The sequence below is a fragment of the Microbacterium sp. G2-16M genome, assembly GCF_055809115.1.
This window is the reverse complement of sequence record NZ_CM147897.1, coordinates 3,300,000-3,323,114: the sequence shown is the minus strand read 5'-3', so window position 1 is coordinate 3,323,114 and position 23,115 is coordinate 3,300,000. Positions and strand designations below refer to the sequence as shown.

Genomic DNA, 23,115 nt, shown 5'->3' with positions numbered 1-23,115 from the left:
GACCTGACCTCAGTCATAGCGCGCCTCCGCCGCCCAGCGGCCGTCCTGACAGATCAGCAGCCAGGCGTTCTGCTCGGCGTCCACCACCTGGAACCGGTGCGCACGGCGGGCACGGGCGGCATCCCACCCCCGCTCGTCCACGGTCCACGGACCCGCCCAGGACACGATGGCGCGCCGCCGGCCGGCCTCGACCAGCTGCGCGGGCGCCGCACTGAGCGCGCCCCGCTCGTCCACCTCGACGCACACGCCCTCCGCGCCGGTCACGTCCACGGTCTGCGGGCGCGGGAACACGGTCGCCGGCGCCGGCGGGGGCAGGCTCCCCGGCCAGGGCCGTGAGCGCTCCGCCCCCACCATCGCGCGGTCGCCCCAGGGCACGAGCACCTGCCGCTCGGTCAGCCAGCGGCCGCCGCCGATCGCCGGGGTGAGCACGCCGCGGTGACCGAGCATGGCCTGCACCCGAGACAGCGCATGATGCACCTTCTCTTCGGCGCCGGGGCCGAAGATCGCCGGCTGATGAGCGGATGCCGCATCCACCGCCGCCGGTTCGATCCGCACCTGCGCCACCCCGCCCCGCAGCACCCGGTTCTGCGCGGCTTCGGCCAGCTGCCAGCGCACCCGGTCGACGACCGCGGACGCATCGAATGATCCGGGGTGCAGCCACACCCGTTCGCTGCACTCGCCCCGCTCGGCCACCAGCCGGACCCGCAGCTCGGTGCACACCAGATCGTGCGCGCCCAGCCCCGAGATGAACTCGTCGGCGGCCACCCGCATCCCGAACGCGACCTGCTCGGCCAGCTCGAGCGGCGGTTCGAACAAGACCTCGCGATCCAGCTCCGGCGGCGGGGTGCGCGCGGTGATCGGCCGGGAGTCCGCCCCGGTGGCCAGAGCGTGCAGGCGCTGCCCGCGCGGCCCGAACCGGTCGCGGATGCGGGTGGGGTCCAGCTGCGCGAACGCGCCCAGGGTGTGCACGCCGAGCCGGCTCAGCAGGTGCGCGAGCTCGTCGTCGGCGAGCACCGTCACCGGCAGCGGGGCGAGGAAGGCCGCCGTCTCGTCGGTGGGCACCACCCGCACCGGCGCATCGGGACCGGTGGCCCGAGCCGCCTGTTCGGCGGTGAACGGGCCGTCGGCGACACCGGCGCGCACGCCCGGAAGGTCGTCCCCTTCGGCGAGCGCGTCGAGGATCTCGCACGCCGCCGCGCTCTCGCCGCCGTAGTAGCGGGCCGGTCCCCGGGCGCGCAGCGCGCACAGTCCCGGCCGGATGATCTGCACGCCCGGAGCGAGCTGCTCGATGCGGGACACGATCGGCGAGAACGCGCGCTGATCGCGTGCCGGATCGGCGGCGACGATCTGCGCCCGCGGGCAGCGCGCCTGCGCGTCGCGACGGCGCTGCCCCCGTCGCACCCCCTCGGCGCGTGCTGCAGCCGAGCAGGCCACCACGGTGTTCGCGTGCACGATCACGACGGGTGCGGCATCCGCGGTCCGCTCGCGCTGCAGCGCGGTCACCGGCCAATCGGGGAACCACAGCACCAGGCTGCGGATCGGGCCGTCCATCTCACCCCACCGCCCTCATCGGCGCCCGGCGCTCGTCACCGGACCAGGCGCGCGGCGCCGTGAGCGCGCCGGTGTCGTCGGGCAGCAGCATCCGCGCCCGACGCGGCACCGCCCAGCGCCGGCTGGTCACGCTCACGGTGAGGGCGCGACGACGCAGATACCCGTGCCCGTCGCCGACACCGGACCATTCCGGCGCATCGACGTCGAGGGATGCCTCGGCGGTCGGCCACACCCCCTGCACGAGCAGGACCGTGCCCTTCTCGCGCAGCCGCGCGGACAGGCGGGCGATCTCGGCGTCCGAGGCCCGCCCCGCCGGGCGCACCGCCACCACCGGCAGCACGTCGGCGAGGGTCGCGGTCACCGCGATCCAGCGCGGACCCGGATCGGGGATCAGCACCAGCCGGGACAGCTCGACCCCCAGCTGCTCGGCGGCCTCGGCGCCCAGTTCGGGCAGCCCCACCGCACCGCACCAGGCACCGTCCTGCGAGGGGCGGGCCATCATCGCCAGCAGCAGCGATGCCGAGGGGCCCACCGCATAGGCAGCGCCGGGGCGCAGCCCGCCCCCGGGCAGCAGCTCGGCGAGGGCCGGCAGCGTCGGCAGCACGGGCGCGTCCAGCCGACGCCCCTGCATCTGCTCGAGCCGAGCGCGCAGACGCGAGACCTCTGGTGCCGCAGCCGATGCCGACATGATCGTCCTCACTTCTCCATGCTAGAACGCATGTTCTAGTACGTCAATCGCAAGAACGACGATAAACCTGCCTTCCGACAGTGAATCCCTTCCTATTCGCTTGCTATGTTCGACAGTCCCATAGCGCGAAAAGGGCAATCGGGGATGGGTCGAAGACCGGCCGCCGAAGGGCTACTTCGCCTTCTGCTGCTCCTTCTTGCGGGCCGCCGCACGGGCGATCTCGGCGGCCGCCTGGAACGGCCGGCGCGGGTGGATGATCGCGGATGTCGAGGTGATGTCCCGTGGGGTGATCGAGTTGATCGCCCAGCCGAGAAAGAGGCGGATCTTTCGGGCGAGCGTGGGCATGGCCATGCCGTGATACGCGCGGTCGAATACCCAGGCGGGAAGGCCGTGCAAACGGATGCCCTTCACCACCGCCGCTCCTTGGCCCGGCCCGTAACTGGCCAGCGTGCCCAGCGACTCATGACGGTATTCGACCGGTTCGGCACCCCTGAGTGCACCCGCGATGTTCTTGGCCAGCAGCTTGGCCTGGCGCACCGCGTTCTGCGCGTTCGGCGGGTAGTAGGCGGGCTGCTTCCGGGAGGTCAGATCAGGTATCTGAGCGTTGTCCCCGGCAGCCCATGCGCCGGAAACGACGGACCCGTCGTCGCGAACGACCTGCATCCGCGCGTTCGCGACAACGTGCCCCTTGGGACCGCGCGGCAGGTTTGTGCCATCGAGCGCCGGGTTGGGGGTCACGCCAGCCGTCCAGACGATCGTGTCGGCGGGCATCCGCTCGCCATTGTCGAGAACGACGTCGCCGTTCTCGCACGAGACCATCGTGGTGCGCAGCAGCACCTCGATGCCCCGCTCGTGCAGATGCTGCTGACTCCAGCGCCCCAGCTTCTCTCCGAGTTCGACGGCGATCTGGTCTGCCGCCTCCACCAGCACCCAGCGCGGTGAGAACCCGGACAGTTCTGGATAGCAGGGGAGGGTGTGAGCCGCGAGATCCTGCAGTTCGGTGATCGCCTCGACCCCGGTGTAGCCCCCGCCGACGAAAACGAACGTCAGCGCCTTCTCGCGCGCCTCGGCATCGCTCGTTGACGCCGCCCAGCGGATGCGGTCCAAGACGTGATTGCGCAGGTGAAGCGCCTCTTCGAGCGTGGCGAAGCCGATGCCCTGTTCCTCGAGGCCGGGAGTGGGAATCACGCGGGTGACGGCGCCGAGGGCCAGCACGACATGGTCGTAGTGCAGCTCGACCTCGGTGTCATCGAGTCGGTGCAGTGTCGCCGTTCGGCTGTCGCAGTCAAGCGACTCCAGCCGGCCGGCCACCGGGGAACTGCGCCGCAAGGCGCGCCGGAGTGGCACCGTGACGTTTCGCGGTTCGGTCTCACCGCCCGCCACCTCTGGCAGCAGCGGCTTGTACGTCATGTACGGGTTCGGTTCGACGACGGTGATCCGAAGCTCACCGCGTCGAACGAGTGGTTCCAGACCCCATGCGGTGTACAGACCGACATATCCTCCGCCGAGAATCAGCACGTGCGGCGTCGTCACGATCGCCCCATCCTCTCTTACTCGAACTGCTCTTGCGTGAACTGCTCTTGTGCGAACCGCTCGGGCCGTCGAGCGTTCACAGGCCCACGCTTCCCTGCATGATGCCGCCGTCGACGACGACGCTCGTCGCGGTGATGTAGCTGCCGCGATCCGAAGCCAGGAAGACGACCGTTTCGGCGATCTGTGAAGGCTGCGCGACACGCCTCAGCGGGATCGAGTTCTTCAGCGTCTTCGACTTCTCGGGATCCTCGAGCGTCTCGTCGTTGATAGGCGTGTCGACGGCACCGGGGCAGACGTTCACCACGCGGATGCTGTGGGGGCCGAGTTCGACGCCTGCGGTTCGCGCGAGCATCCGTTCGCCGCCCTTCGAGACGCAGTAGGCGGTGTTGCCGGGCATCGGCCAGTCCTCGTGCACGGAGGAGATGTTGACAACGGTGCCCCCGTCGCCCTGTTCGATGAACTGCTTCGCCGCGAGCTGGGTGCCGAAGAACGCGCTCTTCAGGTTGATGGCGAGCACCTTGTCGTAGTCGGCTTCCGTGGTATCCAGCACGGACGTGCGGGTTTCGATGCCGGCGTTGTTGACGAGTACATCCAGTCGCCCGAAGGCGTCCACCGCCGTCTTCACCATGTTCTTCAGATCCTCGACCTTGCTCACGTCTGCTCGAACACTCACCGCCTGTCCGCCCGAGGACTCGATCTTCTCGATCAACGACTTCGTCTCATCGGGATGCGCGACGTAGTCGATCACGACCTTCGCACCCTCGCGGGCGGCAGCGAGCGCGATCGCCTCACCGATCCCGCTGTTCCCTCCGGTCACGACGACTGATTTTCCCTCGAGCAGCATGTCCCCACCTTTCACGGTGTATCTCACCTCCATCCAAGCGCGTGCCGTCCCGCCTGCACAGTCCTTGCCGTATCGGGAGCAGCGCGGTATACGTGGCAGAGACTCGACAGACGCGAGGCAGACGATGGCGCACCTCCCGTTCCCTCTGGAGCGTTCAGCGACGAGACCGGAGAGTCACTTGTCCTTCACCGTGACGTGCGCACATTGCCGGGCGACGGCGTCGCCGGCCCGCAGTCCCTCTTCGAACGCCGCCACCGCGTTCAGTCCGGCCGTGTTCCGAGCCCCGCCGACGACGGTGTGCGGGATGCCGCGCAGAGCCAGCCGCTCCGCCAGCGGGGCCCAGGAAGTCTGCCCCGCCGCGACGACGACGACGTCGGCCGCAATCAGCTCTTCGGCGCCGTCCACATCGATGCGCACCCCGTCGGGTCCGATGCCGCGATACGAGACGCCGGTGAGCGTGCGCACGCCGCGGCGGCGGATCGCCTGCACGGCCGCCCAGCGGGTGGTCACGCCCATCCCTGCGCCGATCGCACCGGACCGGCGCATGATCGTCACCTGTCGCCGCGGCGGCGGCAGCGTGCCGTCCTGCAGCCCGTGCTCGATGCGGAAGCGGTCCTGCTCCGCCGCGGCCCGACCGCCGGCATCCGGCTCCTCCCCCACGCCCACGCCCTCGCCCTCGCCCTCGCCCTCGACGAGCAGATGCGCCAGATCCACGGCGATCCCGCCCGCCCCGATCACCGCCACCCGCCCGCCCAGCTGCGGGGCCCGTGCGAACGCCTCGGCGTAGTCGATCACGTTCGCCCCGTCGCTGCCGGGCACCTCGACCTTTCGCGGCACGACGCCGGTGGCGACGATGACGTGCGCGAACCCGACGAGGTCGTCCGCGGTGGCGGCGTGGCCGGTGCGCACCTCGACCCCGAGGCGGTCCAGCACCCGTCGGAAGGACTGGGCGGTCGCCGCGAAGTCGTGCTTGCCGGGGACGGCGCCGGCCAGCAGGAACTGCCCGCCGATCGCCTCGGCCGCCTCGAACAGGGTGACCCGGGCGCCCGCGAACGCCGCCGCCCGGGCGGCCTCCATCCCGGCCGGGCCGCCGCCGACGACCGCGATGCGCGCGCCGGAGCCGCCGACCACCGGCACGAGCGGGAACTCGAGCTCGCGACCTGCACGGGGATTCACGGTGCACGAGACCGGCTCCAGCCCGAGCGACCGGTCGATGCAGGCCTCGTTGCAGCCGATGCAGGGATTCACCGTGGATACGCGGCCGGCCAGCGACGCGGCCACGATCTGCGGGTCGGCCAGGAACGGCCGCGCCATCGACACCAGGTCGGCCTCACCGGCCGCCAGCACCCGCTCGGCCTGGGCCAGCGAGGTGATGCGATTGGACGCGATCACCGGCACGCGCGCCCCGGCGCTCGCCAACGCGCTCCGGATGCGCGCCGCCACGTCGACGAACGCCGCGTGCGGGACCATCGACTGCACCGTCGGGACACGGGCCTCATGCCAGCCGATGCCCACGTCGATGGCGTCCGCGCCCGCGCCGACCAGCGCGGCCGCCAGCGCATCGACCTGGTCCGGCGACGACGAGCCGGGGACCAGGTCGGCACCGGAGACCCGCACGATCACCGGCGCGTCGCCGACCGCATTGCGCACCGCCCGGGTCACGGCCAGCGGGAACGCGCGCCGGCGCGCGGCATCCCCACCCCAGGCGTCGTCGCGCAGATTCGTGACGGGCGAGGCGAACTGGTTGAGCAGGTACCCCTCGGATGCCATCACCTCGACGCCGTCGAACCCGAGCTCGATCGCCACCGCGGCTGCGGACGCGAAGTCGGCGATGGTGGCGGCGATGCCGTCCTCGTCCAGGGCGACCGGCTCGGCCTGGGAGAACCGGCTGAACACCGCGGACGGCGCCACCGGCGTCAGCCCGAAGGCCGAGGTGAACGCATACCGGCCCGCGTGGAACAGCTGCAGTGCGATGCGCCCGCCGGCCGCGTGCACCGCCTCGACCACGCCTCGCCAGGGCGCGGCGTGCGCGGGCTCGTTGATCAGCGTGTAGCCGGCGCTGCCGGCGCCGACCCGGCTGACGGCGGCGCCGCCGGTGATGATGAGGGCCGCGCCCCCGCGGGCCCGCTCCGCATAGAACGCGGCCAGGGCCGCGGGATCCCCGGTCTCGCGGTTCAGGTGCATCGACCCCATCACCACCCGATGCGGCAGCATCAGCGTGCCCAGTCGCACCGGCGTCTGCACCGTCGGATATCGCGCTGTCGGTTCTGGCGATGGCGGATGCTGTGCCGTCGACACCGACTACTCCCGGGTCGGCCGCGGCGGCAGCCCCAGCGGGTGGGTCGTGTCGTGCCAGTACGGGGGCGCGGCCACCGTCATCCCGCCATCCACGACGATCGTGTGCCCGGTGATGTAGCCGGCCCGCTCCGAGAGCAGGAAGTCGATCGCGTCCGCCATGTCGGCCACGGTGCCCGGCCGCCCCAGCGGGATCGCGTCGATCACGCTCTGCATCGGGGCCATCCCCGGCATCGAGTAGAAGTAGTCGAGCGAGTCCGATTCGATCAGTCCGCCGTTGACCCCGTTCACGGTGATGCCGTAGCCGGCGAACTCCACGGCCATGAACCGGATGAACGACTCCACCGCCGCCTTGTACGATCCCAGGGCCGCATAGGTCGCGAAGGCCCGGACGCTGCCGTAGCTGGAGACGGCGACGATGCGGCCGCCGCGGTCCATGAGCTTGACCGCCTCCTGCGCGCCGAGCACGAACGGACGCACGTTCATCGCGTACGAGCGGTCCAGGTGGTGCGTCTTCAGGTCGACGATCCGCTTGAAGGCCGCCGCCGCGGCGTTGTTGACGAAGAAGTCGAGACGCCCGTACTCGGATGCCACGGCGTCGAACAGCCGGACGATGTCGTCCGGGCTCTCCATGTCGGCCTGCACCGCGATGCCGTCGCCGCCGCGTCGGCGCGCCTCGGCCACCACCTCGTCGGCCAGGTCGGCGTTCGTGCGGTAGTTCACCACCACGGTGGCGCCCTTGGCCGCCAGCTCCAGGGCCAGCGTGCGTCCGATGCCGCGGGATGCGCCGGTGATCAGCGCGATCTTCTCGGCGTACTCGCCCTGGTCGTCGTCGGGGATCCCGGCAGGGGTCGGGGTGGTCATGCGGTCTCCTTCTTCCCTGCCCGGGCGAACACGTCGCGAGCCACGACGGTCTTCTGGATCTCGTTCGTGCCCTCTTCGAACCGCTGTGCGCGGGCGTCCCGGTAGACACGCTCGATCGTGGAGGTCTTCCAGTAGCCGACCCCGCCGTGCACCTGCAGCGCCTTGTCGGTGACCCGCGTGAGCATGTCCACCGCGGTCATCTTCGCCATCGACGACAGCGCTGGCGCCTCCGGCGCATCCCGCTCCCATTCGCGGGCCGCGTGCAGCGTGAGCTGCTTGGCGGCCTGGATATCGGCCTCGTTCTCGGCGATCATGAACGAGATCGCCTGCCGAGCGGCGATCGGCTTGCCGAACGTGACCCGCGAGGACGCGTAGTCGACGGCGAGCTCCTGAGCCCGTTCCGCCAGCCCGACGCAGCTCATCGCCACCGAGATCCGGCTCGGGGTGAGGAACCCGCCCAGCGCGATCTTCAGGCCGTCGCCCTCGTCGCCCAGCCGCTGCGCCACCGGCACCGGGGTGTCCACGAACGTGAGCGTCGCATGGTCCGTGCCGTGCACGCCCATCGTGTGCGAGGTGTCCTCGACGTCCGCCCCGGGGGCGTGCCGGTCCACCAGCAGCGCGACCACCCCGTCCTTGCCAGCCGTGCCCTCCAGCCGCGCGAACAGCAGCCAGTAGTCGCAGGTGACGCCGAACGTGATCAGATGCTTGCGCCCGTTCAGCAGGTACACGTCGCCCTCGCGGCGCACGGTGCAGGTGAGGTCCGCACCACTGCCGTTGTCCGGCTCGGTGAGCGTGAAGGCGACCAGGGTGTCGCCGGCGACCATCGGCCGCACGAACCGCTCGCGCTGCTCGTCGGTGACATGCGGGTTTATCGCCCGCCACGTGCCGTTCAGCACGTGCACCAGCATCCGGATCGACGCGTGCGAACGGGAGAATACCTCCATCAGCCCCATCCACTGGCTGAACGCGAGGCCGCGGCCGCCCAGTTCGACCGGTGCGGCCATGCTCAGGTAGCCGCGGGACTTCAGCTCGGCGAACAGCTCCGGCGACACCGTCCCGGTCTGCTCGATCCGCTCGGCCCAGCGCTCGCCGGGTCCGCGCACCCACTGCGTCACCTCCGCGAGGAGCGCGTCGTACTCAGGCTGTCCTATTCGGCTTCCGCGTCCGTCGAGCGTGATCGGGCTGCTGGTCATCGAGGATGTCCTCCTTGTCGGGGTGGGGTACGGCCGCCAGCCGCTGGGGCTTCAGTGTCGCTGCCTGCTCGCGCAGCAGGAACTTCTGCACCTTGCCGACGGTGTTGCGCGGCAGCGCGTCGACGATCTCGAGGCGCTCCGGCCAGTAGCTCTTGGCGACGCGGCAGTCGTCGAGGTACTTCTGCAGCTGTGCGAACGTCAGGCCCGCTCCGGGGGCGAGCACTGCGAATGCGCAGGCCCGCTCGCCCAGGCGCGGGTCGGGCATCGCCACGATCGCGACATCCTCCACTGCGGGATGCCGATACAGCAGCTGCTCGATCTCCGAGACCGGCACCTTCTCGCCGCCGCGGTTGATGACGTCGCGGACGCGGCCGGTGATGCGCAGATAGCCGTCGTCGTCGAGGGTGGCCAGGTCGCCGGTGCGATACCACCCGTCCGCGGTGAACGCCTCGGCGCTCAGATCGGGCCGCTCCAGGTAGCCGTCGAACACCGTGGGACCGGTCAGCTCGAAGTTGCCCTCCTGCCCGGCCGCGACCGGGTGACCGTCGTCGTCCACGATCCGCAGCGACACCCCGTGCAGCGCCTTGCCGTCCGTCCCCCACGCCTTCGCGGCCGGGTCGGACGGACTGGCCAGTGCGGCCAGGCCGGTCTCGGTCGTGCCGAACGCCCCGCAGACGGTCGCGCCCAGCACGCGCGTCGCGCGTTCGGCGAGTGCGCGGGGCACGGCGGCGCCGGTGGCCACGAACACGCGCAGGGCGTGCGGCACCTCGGCGCCGGCCTCGACCTCGCGGACGAGGTCGGTGAGGAACGGCGTGGCGGCCTGCACGAACGTGCCCTCCCACTCGTTCAGCACCTCGAGGGCCCGCGTCGCGTTCCAGGTGCGCTGCACGATCTCGGGAACGCCCAGCACCCAGGACAGCCACATCCCGTACAGGAACCCGGTCTGATGCGCGAGCGGCGAGGGCACGTAGACGGTGTCGGTCGAGTTCAGCGGCAGCTGCTCGATCTCCATCCACGCCGCCCGGCTGAGGCTCTCGTGCCGGTGGATGACGCCCTTGGGCTCGCCCGAGGTCCCGGACGTGAACAGCAGCTGCGCGGGATCCTGCGGCCGGGGGGTCCGGGCATCCAGCGCCGCGCGATCCACGTGCACCCACGCGGATGCGCGGTGCCAGGCGTGCCACGCCACGCCCGGATTGGCGCACTCGGGCAGGATGTGCGCGACGCCCGGCGTCAGGTGCATGACCAGCACGGTCTGCAGAGCCAGTTCGGCGGCGTCCGGACCGTCCAGGATCTCGGCGATCTCGCGGTCGTGCTGACGGCCGCGGAAGTTGTCGGCGACGACCAGGAGCTTCGCCCGCGACCGCTTCAGCGCCACGGCCACCTCGCGCTCGCGGAAGATCGGCATGATCGGGCAGATCACGGCGCCGATGCGCGCCGCGGCGGCGGCGATCACCACGAACCCGCTGCAGTTGGGCAGCTGGACGGCCACCCGGTCGCCGGCTTCGATCCCGAACTCCAGCAGCAGCGTGGCGGCCTTGTCGACGGCGTGGTCCAGCTCGTCCCAGGTCATCCGGGTCGTGCGGTCGGGTGCGGCATCCACCACCGCCAGCCCGTGCGGACGCTCGGCGGCCCACCGGCGGATCCACTCCGCCCCGGTGACCTGGCCGGCCGCCTCCACCGTGCCCTCCCGCGGCAGGCGCCGGGCGGTCGGCTTCGCCGGGCCGCGCTCCACCTGCATGTCCACGTGCAGCTCCTCCATCGCGTCGAGGAACTGCGGGTACGAGATCCGGTACGCATGCGGGAAAGTGAGGGTGGAACGACCGGATGCCGCACCCGCCGCGACCGCCAGCGACATCAGCACCCGGTGGTCGTTGAACGAGGAGAGGTGCGCGCCGTGCAGGCCGGCGACCCCCCGGATCCGCAGGTCCGTGCCGTCGAAGTCGAGGTCGGCGCCCATCTCGTTCAGCTGCAGCATCGAGGTGACCCGGTCGGACTCCTTCAGCCGCACGTGCTCGACGTTGCGGAACACGCTCTCGCCGTCGGCGAACGCCGCCATCGCGGACAGCACCGGGAGCATGTCGGGCACCGCCCGGCAGTCCACCTCGGTCGCGCGCAGCCGCAGTCCGTCGTGCTGCACCCGGACCCCGCCGGCCGCGGCATCCACCACCATCGGCAGCCCCATGTCCCGGGCGATCCCGAGGAATTCGGCCTCCGGGTGGTCGACCTCGGCCGGGTCGATGCTGTGCAGCCCGGTCAGCAGCACGTCGGCCGGCCGGATGCCGGCCACGGCCAGCCCGAACGCCGCCGAGCCGATGTCCGGCGGCAGCTGCAGGTCGGCGGGGCGCGGGGTCTGGTTCGGCGCGATGTCGAAGCGGCGACCATCCGCCGAGACGGCGACCTGAAGGCCGAACTGGGCCATCATCCGGATCGTGAGGTCGACGTAGCTGCGCTCGTTGAAGGGGCCGTCCACGATGACGGTGGTGTGCGCGGCGGCGAACGGCGCGATCAGCAGCAGCGCCGAGATCCACTGCGAGAGGGTGCCGGCGATGTGCACGACGCCCCCGGTCGGACGGCCGTGCCCGACGCGGATGGGCGGGCAGTCCGTGGGCGAGGAGACATCCACCCCCACCTCGCGCAGCGCGCGCAGCAAGGGCCCGATCGGACGGCGCTCGAAATACTTCTGGCCGGTCACCACGACGTCGCGATCGGCGAGCGCGGCAAGACCGACCATGAAGTACAGCGTCGTGCCCGAGCTGCCCACGGTGATCCGTTCGCGTCGCGGCCGGTACGGACCGCCGTGCACGATGAACGTGTCGCCGTCGATCTCGACCTCGATGCCGAGGGCCTGCAGCGCGCCGACCGTGTACTGCACGTGCCGGGCGTCGCTGAGCCCGGTGATGCGACTCGTGCCCGGGGCCAGCGAGGCCAGGATGAGCGCACGGTGCGCGTGGTACTTCGAATTCGGCACCTGCACGCTTCCGTGCACGCGCTCCGCGCTTCCCGCCACCGCCAGATGCATGTCGACCTCCTTGCCCGAGTGCAGGCCCCGACCACCACATGCAGCATGCGTGTCGAAGGCCTGCCAGAGGTGAACATACTCCTCTGACGCCGCGCGTGCAGATCCTCGACAGCGCGTGCGGGTCCGATCCGGTCAGGCGGCGAGAGCCAGGTACGGCTCCCAGCGCGGATCGGCGCGGTCGATGCCGCGCACGGTCCAGTGCGCCCCGCGGGGCGGGCGGGGGATCACCCGCAGCTGCCAGGACATCTCCTGGGGTGTGCGGTCGCCCTTCGTGTTGTTGCAGCGCTGGCAGCAGGCCACGAGGTTCTCCCATGAGTCCGCTCCCCCGCGCGAGCGGGGCTGCACGTGGTCGATGGTGGCGGCATGGCCGCCGCAGTAGGCGCAGCGGAAGCCGTCCCGTCGCAGCACCCCACGGCGGGTCACCGGCACGCGACGCGTGTTCGGCAGGTGCACGTACCGGGCGAGGATGATCACCGCGGGTCTGTCGTACGACCCGCGTGCGGCCAGGACCGGCTCACCCTCGACATGCTCGATGATGGTCGCCTTCTCGTTCATCACCAGGACCAGAGCCCGGCGGAACGAGACCACGGCCAGCGGTTCATATCCTGCGTTCAGCACCAGTGTGCGCATCTGCCATCCTCACGAACAGTCCGAGACGGCTTCCCGGACGATCGACACGAGGACGCACAACGTCGCGCAGGGCATGAAAAAGGCGCCGCCCGGCGGGCGACGCCACGGACGCGCGCAGGGTGCGGCATCCGTGCTCATGATGCCGAAGGACGAGCAGGCCGAGCGCATCCATGGTGCGGATGTGTGGTGTGCTGCCCATCGGCTTCCCTTCGCTCGGTTGAGCGTCCGGGATCAGATTAGCCCCAACGCGGGGCACCGCGCCCCGCGAGGGTGCGTGTCGGACGGATGCCGTCAGCCGGCGTTCGCGCGCAGCCAGGCCAGCGGATCCACGTGCGAACCGTTGAGCATGACCTCGAAGTGGAGGTGGTTCGCGGTGGAGCGGCCGGTGCTGCCCACCAGGCCGATGACCTGACCGACCGACACCTTCTGGCCGTGCACGACCTGACGGCTGCCGTAGCGCATGTGCCCGTAGAGCGTGGTGACCTTGGTGCCGTTGATGACGGTGTCGATCGTGACGGCCACGCCGTAGCCGTAGTAGCCCTCGCTGGACACGTTCACGGTGCCGGAGGTCGCGGCGAAGATCGGGGTGCCCCCGTTGGTGAGCAGGTCCACGCCCTGGTGCTCGCCGCCGCGGGCGCCGAAGCCCTCGCCGATGTGGTTGATCTTGGCCAGCGGCCAGCGGATCGCGCCGCTGCCGGGGCCCTTCATGTTCAGATCGACCTTCACGGACGAGTAGCTGACCGCTGCCGCCGCGGCGGCAGCCGCCTGGCGGGCACGGGCGGCCGCGGCCTCCTGCGCCTTCTTCTTCGAGATCTCGCCGGCGGTGGTCGCGGAATAGCTGCTGCGGCTGAGGTCGGCCGGCTGCTCGTCCGAGGCGACGACGACGGACTGCGCGTCGTCCGCGGCGACCTGCTGGATCGTCCGCGTCTCTGGCGTCGAGTTCGCCGCGGCGAAGGCCGGGACGGCGGCGGTGCCCACCAGTGCGGCGATCACGCCGACGACGGCGAGGCGGCGTGCCGGGGACCGACGCCGCGCGGCGGCCGTGCGCGGAGCCGATGCGGGGCCGGTCGGTGCGGGACTGGACTGTGCCGGGGTAGATAGTGCCGGGGTGGATGGTGCCGTCGACCTTTGGGCGACCGGACCGGTGGCGGCGGCTCGCAGCCCTCGGCGAGTGGGTACGGGCGCGGCCCGGGTATCGGTCGCGTCGTGCTGTTCGGCCAAACTGTCCTCCACAGCCTCCGCACCCGGTTCGGGATCGGGCACCGGCTCGTCGGATGCTACGCAGGCACAGGTGTCGGGACACGCGGTGCGATGACCCGCCAGGACGACGAGCCGATGAGGCGATCCTGGCGGTATCCGTCGGCGGGCTTCTCGCCTATGGACTTTTCGAGGTTACCCGAAGGTAACGAATATGTCACGCCCCCGTGCCGGCCGCGCTGCGGCGAGTTCAGCCCTCGTCCACCAGGAAGATGTGCGAAGCGACCTCGACGGGAAGCTCCAGGCCCTCGTCGCTGCCGTCCATCTGCACCAGCACGTAGCCCTCGCTGTAGCGGTAGTCGCCGGTCGCACCGGGAAGGACGCCGGCGCCGCGCAGCTGTTCCAGCAGCTCCGGGTCGACCTGGGCGGGCTCGGCGAGCCGGCGCACCGTCCCGCGGATCGGGCCGCCCGCGGCATCCAATCGGCGCACGAGTCCCACCACGCCCTGCTCGAACTGCATCGAGGCGGTGCCGCCCAGCTGGTCCAGGCCGGGGATCGGGTTGCCGTAGGGCGATTCGGTGGGGTGTCCGAGCAGCTCGACGAGGCGCCGCTCGACCTGCTCGCTCATCACGTGCTCCCAGCGGCAGGCCTCTTCGTGGACGTAGGCCCAGTCCAGCCCGATCACGTCCGAGAGCAGACGCTCGGCGAGGCGGTGCTTGCGCATGACGTCGACGGCCTTGTGCCGGCCGGCATCCGTCAGTTCCAGACGCCGGTCGTCCGAGACCACGACCAGCCCGTCGCGCTCCATGCGGCCCACGGTCTGCGACACCGTCGGCCCGGAGTGGCCGAGCCGCTCGGAGATGCGTGCGCGCAGCGGGACGATGTTCTCCTCCTCGAGTTCGAGGATCGTCCGCAGGTACATCTCGGTGGTGTCGATCAGGTCAACCATGGTTCGTTCTCCGCGTCAGCCGTGTCGGTCCAGCCTAGTCGGCGCACCACCGGGCGACGGCGGCGCAACCGGGCGTCATCCGCTCGGGGCCGGGCACGCGGCCCGCCTAGAATCGGGGGCATGACCCACGTTGCGCTGCCCCGCGAGATCCTGCCCGTCGACGGTCGATTCGGCTGCGGTCCGTCGAAGGTCCGTGCCGAGCAGATCCAGGCGCTGGCCGGCCCGGGAGCGACGATCCTGGGCACCAGCCATCGGCAGGCGCCGGTGAAGGACCTGGTCGGCAGCGTGCGCTCGGGGCTCGCCGAGCTGTTCCGCCTGCCGGAGGGCTACGAGATCATCCTCGCCAACGGCGGCTCGACCGCGTTCTGGGATGCCGCCGCGTTCGGCCTGATCGAGAACCGCGCGCAGAATCTGCAGTTCGGCGAGTTCGGCGGCAAGTTCGCCAAGGCCGCCGCCGCCCCGTGGCTGCAGGCGCCGGATGTGCGCACCGCCGAGCCGGGCACCCGGGCGCGGTTCGAGCCGGTCGCCGGTGTCGACGTGTACGGCGGACCGCACAACGAGACCTCCACGGGTGTGGTCGCCCCGATCGAGCGCGTGCACGGCGACGACGGCGCGCTGACCGTCATCGACGCGACCAGTGCGGCCGGCGGCATCGACGTCGACGTGACGCAGACCGACGTGTACTACTTCGCACCGCAGAAGAACTTCGCCTCCGACGGCGGCCTGTGGTTCGCGGCGGTCTCGCCGGCGGCGATCGAGCGGATCGAGCGGATCGCGGCATCCGACCGCTACATCCCCGCGTTCCTCGACCTGAAGACGGCCGTCGAGCAGTCGCGCCTGAACCAGACCCTGAACACCCCCGCCCTGTCGACGCTGCTGCTGATGGACGCGCAGATCCGCTGGATCAACGGCCACGGCGGCCTCGCCTGGGCCGGCGCGCGCACGAAGGAGTCCTCGGACATCCTGTACGGCTGGGCCGAGGCATCCTCGTACGCCACCCCGTTCGCCGCCGACCCGGCCGACCGGTCCCCCGTGGTGGTCACGATCGACTTCGACGCGTCGGTGGATGCCGCGGCCGTGGCCGCGTCGCTGCGGTCGAACGGCATCGTCGACACCGAGCCGTACCGCAAGCTGGGCCGCAACCAGCTGCGCATCGCGACGTTCGTGGCGATCGAGCCCGACGACGTGCGCCAGCTCGTCCGCTGCATCGACTACACGGTCGAGCACCTCTGAGCCCGATGGATGCGGCCGCCCGGCCGCCGAGGGCACTCATCGGGCGCCGAGGCGGCTTCATCGGTCGCCGATGCACGCGAATCGCGCACTTCGTGCACAACCGCGTCAGCTGAGCACGACAGGCTGCCCGCCCCGCCCCTGAGGGCGTGTGAACGGGAAGTTCATCACGTGTGGGAGAACATCCCGGTCCGGCTCAGTCCCGCTCGGGTTCAGTCCTGCTGATCCTCGTCCGCGTCGTCCTCGTCGGAATCATCGTCCTCGTCCGCGTCGTCCGCGTCGTCCTCGCCTGAGTCGTCCTCGTTCGCGTCGCCCTCGCCTGAGTCGTCCTCGTCTGCGTCGTCCTCGTCGTCGGAGTCGTCCTCGTCAGACTCGTCCCCGTCCTCGTCCTCATCAGACTCGTCCTCATCCGCGGACGACTCGTCCAGTTCGTCGATGTCGACCCCGTCGACGTCGCCCGCGTGCAGGATCCGCGACCCGTCCGTGTCGAAGTCCGCGGCATCCAGGTCGTCGACGTCGTCGAGGTCCTCATCGAGGTCGTCGTCCTCGTCGAGGTCGTCGTCGCCCTCCGCGGGCTCGTCGCCTTCGGCCGCGACCTCGTCACCGGCGGCGGCCGCCGCAGCCTGCTGCGCCTGGTATTCGGCGAGGCGGACCGCCCACGGCACCCATTCCGGGGCCAGCAGCGCGCCCTGACCGGGCAGCAGCTCCACCTCGAGCACGGTCGGCTCGGCGTCCTCGACCACAGCCAGGCTCACCGTCCAGAACCATCCCGGGTACCCCGGCAGCCGATTCTCGAAGCGCAGCGACACCACGTCGTCCGCCTCGACGGTGTAGCCGGCCGCGGGGCCGACCGTCTCGGGGCGGGTGATCTCGGCGAGCGCCGTCAGTGCGAGGTCGTGGGCTGCCAGCAGCCGCTCGTCAGGCGTCGAAGTCATCAGCGACCCTGCGCAGGAGTGCGGCGACCTTCTTCGCGTGCGCCCCCGCCGGGTAGCGCCCGCGGCGCAGGTCCCCGCCGATGCCGTCGAGAAGCTTGACCAGATCTTCGACGATGACCGCCATGTCGTCGGCCGGCTTGCGGGTGCGCTTGGCCAGGCTTACCGGCGCCTCCAGCACCCGGACCGACAGCGCCTGGGGACCGCGGCGCCCGTCGGCGAGACCGAATTCGACCCGAGAGCCGGCCTTGACCACGGCGCCCGCGGGCAGGGCGGACGCGTGCAGGAACACGTCCTGACCGTCTTCCGAGGAGATGAAGCCGAAGCCCTTCTCCTCGTCGTAGAACCTGACCTTGCCGGTGGGCATGACTACCTCGCTGAAACGCGGCGCGCGCCGGTCTGGCGCGCGGATGGGGACGAAGAACGAGAGACCCGAAGGCCTCGCATCCAGCCTACGGCACGCTCGCGCGGCGGTAGGCTGATAGAGATGAGCGCGCCCACACCATCCGAGGAGATCCCGGTCCGCCGGATCGACCGCATCCTGTCGTTCACAGCCCTGGGGTTGTTGGTCCTGTCGGTCGTCTGCTTCTTCTCGATCATGATCGGCTCGGCCATGCACGCCAGCTTCGATCAGGGCCTGTGGCCGACGATCGGCGCCATCGTGTACATCGCACCGATCGTCGCGTTCCTGCTCATCCTGACCGTGGTCATCATGAGCTTCGTGCGGAGGTCGCGGGCCAACAAGGCGCGCTGAGTGGCCGACACCTCCGACGAGCGGGCGCTGGCGCGGCGCCTGGCAGGGCTCGAGCCGCACCGGCTCGCCCGACTTCTGCGCGAGCGCGGGGTCTCGCCCGCGACCTCGTGGGACGACTGCTTCGATGCGGCCGAGGGGCTGCTGGATGCCGCGTCCCTCGACCGCGCGCTGACGACGCTGGCGCGGCCCGCCGTGCGAGCGCTGGCCGCCGCGGCCACGGAGCAGGGGACGGATGCCGCCGCCGACGTGGGCGACCGCTCGGCGCGCGCCGCGCTGGACGCGCTGGGCCTGCTGCGGGAGGACGGGCGCCCGTTCCGCGCCGTCGCCGAGCGCCTGGAAGCGCTGCTGGCCGAGCGGCCGGACGCGATCGCGGAGCAGCCGGCGGCGGCCGACCCGCCTGTCCCCGATGTCCGCGCACGGGCGCTGCTGGCCGAACACGCCGCCGCCGCGACCCGGGCCGTGACCGACATCGTGGCGCTGTCGGCCGACCAGCCGCTGGCCGTCACCGGCGGAGGTGCGGTCACCGCCGTCGATCGGCGGCGACTCGTCGACACGCACGTGGTCCGGGACGGCGACGAGCTCGACGACCTCCTGCGCCTGGCGGCCGACGCGGGCCTTCTCGTCCCGGTCGACCGGGCCTGGCGCGTCGCGGTGGCCGGAGACGCCTGGCTGCCGGGCTCGACCACGCAACGCTGGCAGCGCGTGGCCGTCGGCTGGCGCGACGGGCTCCCCGCGGCGCTGCGCACCGCCGACGGCGGGTACCTCCCGCCCGCCCGATGGGAGGGCGCCGTTCCCCTCGATCCCGATTGGCCGGCGACCGTGGCGGCGGTGCGCGCCCGTGCCGTGCGCTGGGGCCTGTACGACCGGGACGGGGCCGAACCGGAGTGGACTCGCGGCCTGCGCCGGGGCGCCGAGCCGGACGCGGCGGCGCTGACCGCCCTCCTCCCCGCCGAGATCGACTCCGTCTATCTGCAGGCCGATCTGACGGCGATCGCGCCCGGCCCGCTGCGCTCCGCCGTGGATCTGCGGCTGCGCACGATGGCCGTCCGCGAATCGCAGGCCCAGGCATCCACCTACCGCTTCACCGCCGACAGCCTCGCCGCGGCGGTCGCCGGCGGCGAGGACGCGACCTCGCTGCGCGACTTCCTGTCCACCATCTCGCTGACCGGCATCCCGCAGCCGCTGGACTACCTGATCGCGCAGACGGCCGCCCGGCATGGGCTCGTGCGTGTGGGCACGGATGCCACGACCGGCCGCACCCGGGTCACCGGCGCCGATCCGCAGGTGCTGCGCACGATCGCGGTCGACCAGTCGCTGCGGTCGATCGGGCTGATGCCGGACGGAGCGGCGCTCACCTCGCGCGTGTCGCGGGATGCCGTGTTCTGGACGCTCGCCGACGCCCGCTACCCGGTGGTCGCGGTCGACGCGGCCGGGCAGCCCGAACCGCTCGCCCGCCGCCACGCCCCCGTCCCGGCGGCACCGCCCGCCGACCCTGCCGCACCGCTCCTGCCGCTGGCGCACGCGCTGCTCGCGCACAGCGCAGCCGATGCGGATGCCGCGTGGCTGCGCCGCGAGCTCGACCAGGCCGTGCGTACCCGCAGCGAGATCACCGTCACGGTGCGGATGCCCGACGGCGGCGAGCGCGAGTTCACCCTGGCCGTGACCGGACTGGGCGGCGGACGCCTGCGCGGACGCGACCGCGCCGCCGACATCGAGCGCACCCTCCCCGTGGCGAGCATCGTGGGCGTGCGGCCCGGGTAGACTGGGCAGTTATGTCCGACGGCCCCCTCATCGTCCAGAGCGACCGCACCGTCCTGCTGGAGGTGGCGCACCCGGACGCCGAGAGCGCCCGCCACGAGCTGGCGATCTTCGCCGAGCTGGAACGCGCTCCCGAGCACATCCACACCTACCGCATCACCCGGCTCGGGCTGTGGAACGCGCGCGCCGCCGGGCATCAGGCCGACGACATGCTGGCCACCCTCGAGCGGTGGTCGAAGTTCCCGGTGCCGCCGTCGGTGTCGATCGACATCCGCGAGACCGTCAACCGGTACGGGCGCCTGGTCATCGACCGGGATGCCGACGGCCAGCTGATCCTGAAGTCCACGGATGCCGCGGTCCTGACCGAGGTGTCCAAGAACAAGCGCATCCAGCCCCTGCTGGTCGGGCATCCCTCCCCCGACGTGTACCTGGTCGACGCCTGGGCGCGCGGCCACATCAAGCAGGAGCTGCTGAAGATCGGCTGGCCGGCCGAGGACCTCGCCGGGTACACGCCGGGCACGCCGCATCCGATCGATCTCGCCGAGCAGGACTGGAGCCTGCGCCCGTACCAGCGGCACGCGGTGGACATCTTCACCGAGGGCGGCTCGGGCGTCGTGGTGCTGCCGTGCGGCGCAGGCAAGACCCTCGTCGGGGCGGGCGCGATGGCCGCCACCAAGACCACCACCCTCATCCTGGTGACCAACACGGTCAGCGCAAGGCAGTGGCGCGACGAGCTGCTGCGCCGCACGAGCCTGACCGCGGACGAGATCGGCGAGTACTCCGGGCAGGTCAAAGAGGTCAAGCCGGTCACGATCGCGACCTACCAGATCCTCACGGCGAAGCGGAAGGGGCAGTACGCCCACCTCGCCCTGCTGGACGCGCTGGACTGGGGTCTGATCATCTACGACGAGGTGCATCTGCTGCCCGCGCCGGTGTTCAAGCTCACCGCCGACCTGCAGGCACGGCGACGCTTGGGCCTGACCGCCACCCTGGTGCGCGAGGACGGCCGCGAGGGCGACGTGTTCAGCCTGATCGGCCCGAAGCGCTTCGATGCGCCGTGGAAGGAGATCGAGTCGCAGGGCTTCATCTCGCCGGCCGTCTGCTACGAGGTGCGGGTCGACCTGCCCGACGACGACCGGCTCGAGTACGCGGCATCCGCCGACGACGAGCGGTACCGGCTCGCGGCCACGGCGCCGGCCAAGATCGGTGTGGTCAAGGATCTGGTGGCCAAGCACCGGGGCGAGCGGATCCTGGTGATCGGCCAGTATCTGGACCAGATCGATGTGCTGGCCGAGGCGCTGGACGCTCCGAAGATCACCGGGGCGACCCCGGTCGACGAGCGCGAGGAGCTGTACCAGGCGTTCCGAGTGGGCGAGATCGAGGTGCTGGTCGTCTCGAAGGTCGCGAACTTCTCGATCGATCTGCCCGAGGCATCCGTGGCAATCCAGGTGTCGGGGTCGTTCGGCTCGCGGCAGGAGGAGGCCCAGCGGCTGGGCCGTCTGCTGCGACCGAAGGAATCGGGACACACCGCGAGCTTCTACACCCTGATCGCCCGCGACACCGTCGACCAGGACTTCGCTCAGAACCGGCAGCGGTTCCTCGCCGAACAGGGCTACGCGTACACGATTCTGGACGCGGACCGGCTCGCCGCCTGAGCTGCGCCCGGCGCAGCACGCCCAGACACCGCGCGCCGGGGCGGCAGAAGGAGATCTCGGCGGGAGAAGGAGATCCGGACGGGAAAGCTCCTTCCCCCGCCCGAATCTCCCTCTCGCGGCAGCCGGCGCCGGCTACTGCGCCGTGATCCGGTCGAGCGTCACCGGCGCGTACGGGCTGTGCGCGGACAGGTAGTCCGCGAACGCGTCGATGTCCAGGCCGCCGTAGTAGACGTTCTGCGCGTCGAGGAACGTGGGGAACCCGTCTCCGCCGCCGGCGAGGAAGTTGTTCGTCACCACCCGATACGTCGCGGTGTCATCCAGCGGCTGCCCGTTCAGCGTCACCGCACCGAGCGCGGTGCCCGAGTACGAGTACGCGAAGCCGTCGCTGACCTGCAGGATCTTGCGGCTCGCGACGTTCGGTCCGCTCCACTGCTCGTTCAGCAGCTGCTTGAGCTGCGCACCGGTCAGGTCGAGCGAGACCAGGTAGTTGTTGAACGGCTGGACCGTGAACGCCTCCTCGAACGTGACGTCTCCCGGCGCCTCGCCCCACGATGACGCGTCGTAGACGAGATCGGTGCGGATCCCGCCGGGGTTCATCAGCGCGATCACCGGCGCACCGTACGAGCCGACGACACTGCGGTCGGCCAGCTGCGCGTCGGCGATCAGGTCGCCCAGCGCCGATTCGCCCGCGGCGTCCTGCGTGCGGGTCACGTCACCGGTGATCTGCCCGATCACCTTGCTGGCGATGGGCTTCACGAGCTCCTTGTAGTGATCGATGATCGCCGTCTCGCGGCGGTCCTTCGCGACATCCCTCGTCACGAGCATGTTCTCGCTGGCGACCGATGTGCGCACGATGTCCTTGGTGCGGCGGTCGTAGGTGAGCGTCGTGTCCGTGTACAGGCGTCCGAACGACGATGCGGATGTCACCATCCGGTCGTTGCCGGCGGGGTCCTTGATGTCGCACACGTACGGCTGGTGGGTGTGCCCCGAGACGATCATGTCGATGGCCGGATCCAGCTTCTTCGCGATCGGGATGATCGGGCTGGTGGGGTCCAGCTGGGCACCGTTCGCGCACGCGGCGTCGTAGGACGGGTTCACCGTGTACGGCGTTCCGTCGTGGTACCAGGTCTGCTGGCCGGGCACGCCGCCCTGGTGGATGAGCACCACGATCGCGTTGACGCCCTTCTTCCTCAGCACGGGCACGAGTGCGTTGGCAGTGGCCACTTCATCGTTGAACTGCAGACCGGCCACTCCCGCCGCGGTGACGATGGACGGGGTGTCCTTCAGCGTCATGCCGATGAAGCCGATCTTGACGCCCTTGATCTTCTTGATCGCATACGCCGGCAGGATCGTCCTGTTCGTGCCTGCCTTGACGACGTTCGCCGCGAGGTAGTCGAAGCGCGCGCCGGGGAACGTGCCGTCGGGGCAGGAGTTCTGGTTGTTCGCACCGTCGCCGTCATCGATGCAGCCGCCGTCGGCCATGCGCTGCAGCTCCTTGTATCCCTCGTCGAACTCGTGGTTGCCCACGGCCGACACGTCGAGCTTGAGCGCGTTCATGGCGAGGATCGACGGCTCGTCGTGGAATGCGCCGGACAGCAGCGGCGAGGCGCCGATGAGGTCGCCGGCGGCCACCGTGAGGGAGTACGGATGCCCCTTCCGGGCGTCGGCGAGGTGGGTGGCCAGATACTCCACGCCGCCCACGTTCTCGGTCACGTCGCTGACCGCGCCGGCGGCGTTGACGGCGTGGTCGACGACCAGCCTCCCGCTCGAGCCGGCGGGGGCCTCGAGGTTGCCGTGGAAGTCGTTGAACGACAGCAGCTGGACGTCGACCGTCGGACCGTTGGGGGTCTTCGGGTGGGGGTCCTTGGGGGCGGCCTGGGCGGGTGCGCTCAGCGCCACGGCCAGCGCCGCGGTGATCGCGATCGCGGCCGCTCCTGCGATCCGTCCGGTCTTCCTGCGAGATATCACGGGGTGTCTCCGTTCCTGCGGGCGCATCGTCGACGGGGTGTGTCGTGCGCGCGAT

The 23,115-nt window shown here is 71.1% G+C and carries 18 protein-coding genes; 4 read left to right on the top strand and 14 right to left on the bottom strand.

Going from position 1 to position 23,115, the window contains the following annotated elements; all coding sequences use genetic code 11:
* Positions 1-9: 9 nt before the first annotated feature.
* The 11 genes from AC0L6F_RS15660 to AC0L6F_RS15610 form a co-directional block, all read right to left on the bottom strand.
* Positions 10-1,551, bottom strand: a complete 1,542-nt coding sequence (locus tag AC0L6F_RS15660; protein ID WP_473538593.1) for a DNA polymerase Y family protein — start codon at positions 1,549-1,551, stop codon at positions 10-12.
* A gap of 1 nt (position 1,552) precedes the next feature.
* On the bottom strand, positions 1,553-2,251 hold the full coding sequence (locus AC0L6F_RS15655) for a hypothetical protein (RefSeq protein ID WP_473538592.1): 699 nt from the start codon (positions 2,249-2,251) through the stop codon (positions 1,553-1,555).
* 159 nt (positions 2,252-2,410) lie between these two features.
* Positions 2,411-3,772: an NAD(P)/FAD-dependent oxidoreductase gene (locus tag AC0L6F_RS15650; RefSeq protein ID WP_473538591.1), complete on the bottom strand. Its 1,362-nt coding sequence runs from the start codon at positions 3,770-3,772 to the stop codon at positions 2,411-2,413.
* A gap of 76 nt (positions 3,773-3,848) precedes the next feature.
* Positions 3,849-4,616 carry an SDR family NAD(P)-dependent oxidoreductase gene (locus AC0L6F_RS15645; protein ID WP_259611564.1) on the bottom strand — a complete coding sequence of 256 codons (768 nt, stop codon included), beginning with the start codon at positions 4,614-4,616 and terminating at the stop codon, positions 3,849-3,851.
* A 174-nt stretch (positions 4,617-4,790) separates the two neighbouring features.
* Complete coding sequence (locus AC0L6F_RS15640) at positions 4,791-6,860, bottom strand: oxidoreductase (RefSeq protein ID WP_473538590.1); 2,070 nt, start codon at positions 6,858-6,860, stop codon at positions 4,791-4,793.
* A gap of 57 nt (positions 6,861-6,917) precedes the next feature.
* Entirely contained in the window at positions 6,918-7,775 is an 858-nt protein-coding gene (locus tag AC0L6F_RS15635) for an SDR family oxidoreductase (RefSeq protein WP_473538589.1), read from the bottom strand.
* Positions 7,772-8,968 (bottom strand): acyl-CoA dehydrogenase family protein, encoded by a 1,197-nt coding sequence (locus AC0L6F_RS15630; protein ID WP_274637463.1) that lies wholly within the window; start codon positions 8,966-8,968, stop codon positions 7,772-7,774. The genes AC0L6F_RS15635 and AC0L6F_RS15630 overlap by 4 nt, the downstream gene beginning before the upstream one ends.
* Positions 8,913-11,987, bottom strand: coding sequence for a 3-phosphoshikimate 1-carboxyvinyltransferase (aroA, locus tag AC0L6F_RS15625; RefSeq protein ID WP_473538587.1), 3,075 nt, complete (start codon positions 11,985-11,987; stop codon positions 8,913-8,915). The genes AC0L6F_RS15630 and aroA overlap by 56 nt, the downstream gene beginning before the upstream one ends.
* A 132-nt stretch (positions 11,988-12,119) precedes the next feature.
* Positions 12,120-12,617, bottom strand: coding sequence for an HNH endonuclease (locus AC0L6F_RS15620; protein ID WP_473538585.1), 498 nt, complete (start codon positions 12,615-12,617; stop codon positions 12,120-12,122).
* Between the two features lie 291 nt (positions 12,618-12,908).
* On the bottom strand, positions 12,909-13,610 hold the full coding sequence (locus tag AC0L6F_RS15615; RefSeq protein ID WP_473538584.1) for a M23 family metallopeptidase: 702 nt from the start codon (positions 13,608-13,610) through the stop codon (positions 12,909-12,911).
* 454 nt (positions 13,611-14,064) lie between these two features.
* Positions 14,065-14,763, bottom strand: a complete 699-nt coding sequence (locus AC0L6F_RS15610; RefSeq protein WP_259611559.1) for an iron-dependent transcriptional repressor DtxR — start codon at positions 14,761-14,763, stop codon at positions 14,065-14,067.
* Between the two features lie 120 nt (positions 14,764-14,883).
* Here AC0L6F_RS15610 and serC point away from each other — a divergent pair, with 120 nt between their 5' ends.
* Positions 14,884-15,996 carry a phosphoserine transaminase gene (serC, locus tag AC0L6F_RS15605; RefSeq protein ID WP_473538583.1) on the top strand — a complete coding sequence of 371 codons (1,113 nt, stop codon included), beginning with the start codon at positions 14,884-14,886 and terminating at the stop codon, positions 15,994-15,996.
* Positions 15,997-16,205: 209 nt separating this feature from the next.
* Here the strand turns inward: serC and AC0L6F_RS15600 are convergent, their stop codons facing one another.
* Complete coding sequence (locus tag AC0L6F_RS15600; protein WP_473538581.1) at positions 16,206-16,928, bottom strand: DUF3027 domain-containing protein; 723 nt, start codon at positions 16,926-16,928, stop codon at positions 16,206-16,208.
* Positions 16,912-17,292, bottom strand: a complete 381-nt coding sequence (locus AC0L6F_RS15595; protein ID WP_259611558.1) for a cold-shock protein — start codon at positions 17,290-17,292, stop codon at positions 16,912-16,914. The genes AC0L6F_RS15600 and AC0L6F_RS15595 overlap by 17 nt, the downstream gene beginning before the upstream one ends.
* Before the next feature lie 120 nt (positions 17,293-17,412).
* Between AC0L6F_RS15595 and AC0L6F_RS15590 the strand changes: the two genes are divergently transcribed.
* The 3 genes from AC0L6F_RS15590 to AC0L6F_RS15580 are packed head-to-tail and all read left to right on the top strand — an operon-like array spanning position 17,413 to position 21,092.
* Complete coding sequence (locus AC0L6F_RS15590) at positions 17,413-17,679, top strand: multidrug ABC transporter ATPase (RefSeq protein ID WP_473538579.1); 267 nt, start codon at positions 17,413-17,415, stop codon at positions 17,677-17,679.
* Positions 17,680-19,440 carry a helicase-associated domain-containing protein gene (locus tag AC0L6F_RS15585; RefSeq protein ID WP_473538577.1) on the top strand — a complete coding sequence of 587 codons (1,761 nt, stop codon included), beginning with the start codon at positions 17,680-17,682 and terminating at the stop codon, positions 19,438-19,440.
* A gap of 11 nt (positions 19,441-19,451) precedes the next feature.
* Complete coding sequence (locus AC0L6F_RS15580) at positions 19,452-21,092, top strand: DNA repair helicase XPB (RefSeq protein WP_473538575.1); 1,641 nt, start codon at positions 19,452-19,454, stop codon at positions 21,090-21,092.
* Positions 21,093-21,224: 132 nt separating this feature from the next.
* Here AC0L6F_RS15580 and AC0L6F_RS15575 read toward each other — a convergent pair whose 3' ends face one another.
* Positions 21,225-23,060: a bifunctional metallophosphatase/5'-nucleotidase gene (locus tag AC0L6F_RS15575; protein ID WP_473538574.1), complete on the bottom strand. Its 1,836-nt coding sequence runs from the start codon at positions 23,058-23,060 to the stop codon at positions 21,225-21,227.
* Positions 23,061-23,115 lie beyond the last annotated feature (55 nt).

Excerpts from the sequence above, each read along its gene's own strand:
- AC0L6F_RS15660 (WP_473538593.1), bottom strand. The coding sequence starts at position 1,551 with ATGGACGGCCCGATCCGCAGCCTGGTGCTGTGGTTCCCCGATTGGCCG.
- AC0L6F_RS15645 (WP_259611564.1), bottom strand. The coding sequence starts at position 4,616 with ATGCTGCTCGAGGGAAAATCAGTCGTCGTGACCGGAGGGAACAGCGGG.
- AC0L6F_RS15635 (WP_473538589.1), bottom strand. The coding sequence starts at position 7,775 with ATGACCACCCCGACCCCTGCCGGGATCCCCGACGACGACCAGGGCGAG.
- AC0L6F_RS15630 (WP_274637463.1), bottom strand. The coding sequence starts at position 8,968 with ATGACCAGCAGCCCGATCACGCTCGACGGACGCGGAAGCCGAATAGGA.
- aroA (WP_473538587.1), bottom strand. The coding sequence starts at position 11,987 with ATGCATCTGGCGGTGGCGGGAAGCGCGGAGCGCGTGCACGGAAGCGTG.
- AC0L6F_RS15620 (WP_473538585.1), bottom strand. The coding sequence starts at position 12,617 with ATGCGCACACTGGTGCTGAACGCAGGATATGAACCGCTGGCCGTGGTC.
- AC0L6F_RS15610 (WP_259611559.1), bottom strand. The coding sequence starts at position 14,763 with ATGGTTGACCTGATCGACACCACCGAGATGTACCTGCGGACGATCCTC.
- serC (WP_473538583.1), top strand. The coding sequence starts at position 14,884 with ATGACCCACGTTGCGCTGCCCCGCGAGATCCTGCCCGTCGACGGTCGA.
- AC0L6F_RS15600 (WP_473538581.1), bottom strand. The coding sequence starts at position 16,928 with ATGACTTCGACGCCTGACGAGCGGCTGCTGGCAGCCCACGACCTCGCA.
- AC0L6F_RS15595 (WP_259611558.1), bottom strand. The coding sequence starts at position 17,292 with ATGCCCACCGGCAAGGTCAGGTTCTACGACGAGGAGAAGGGCTTCGGC.
- AC0L6F_RS15590 (WP_473538579.1), top strand. The coding sequence starts at position 17,413 with ATGAGCGCGCCCACACCATCCGAGGAGATCCCGGTCCGCCGGATCGAC.
- AC0L6F_RS15580 (WP_473538575.1), top strand. The coding sequence starts at position 19,452 with ATGTCCGACGGCCCCCTCATCGTCCAGAGCGACCGCACCGTCCTGCTG.